This window comes from Oleiphilus sp. HI0043 (genome assembly GCF_001634935.1).
In genome coordinates, this window is the sequence record NZ_LWEY01000894.1 from 1 (window position 1) to 541 (window position 541).

General features: G+C 43.1%; 2 protein-coding genes. Both read left to right on the forward strand.

Going from position 1 to position 541, the window contains the following annotated elements; genetic code table 11:
- On the forward strand, positions 1-366 hold a 366-nt coding region (locus tag A3729_RS10145; protein ID WP_156497862.1), incomplete at its 5' end, for a DUF444 family protein.
- Positions 363-541: SpoVR family protein (locus A3729_RS31525; RefSeq protein WP_156497863.1), on the forward strand; the 179-nt coding region annotated here is incomplete at its 3' end. The genes A3729_RS10145 and A3729_RS31525, both read left to right, overlap by 4 nt.

Consider the following 541-nt stretch of genomic DNA (forward strand, 5'->3'; position numbering starts at 1 on the left):
GAGGAGTTCTTCTATTCACGGGAAACAGGCGGGACCATCGTTTCTAGCGCATTGGAGTTAACTAGAGAAATCATCCACAAGCGTTACCCTGCGTCAGACTGGAATATATACTGCGCACAAGCCTCCGATGGTGACAACTGGAGCGATGACTCACCCAAGTGCTCGAGGCTCTTGAAAGACGATATTCTACCTCTCGTGCAATATTTTGCTTACATTGAGATTACTAAGCTAGATCATCAAATGCTGTGGCATGAATATGAAAAACTGGCTAAGGAGTTTGAGGACTCTTTCGCCATGCAAAACATTAAAGACGAGAGTGACATCTACCCTGTCTTCCACGAATTATTTCAGAGGAAGCCGGCATGACAGATAAAGACAACAAACAAAATGAAGAGCGTAAAAAGAGTTATATTGCGACTGGCTCGGAATGGTCATTTGAACAGCTAGAACGCTTTGATGATGCCATTTCAGACATAGCAAAAGAATATAAGCTAGACACCTACCCTAACCAAATTGAAGTGATTAGCTCTGAGCAAATGCT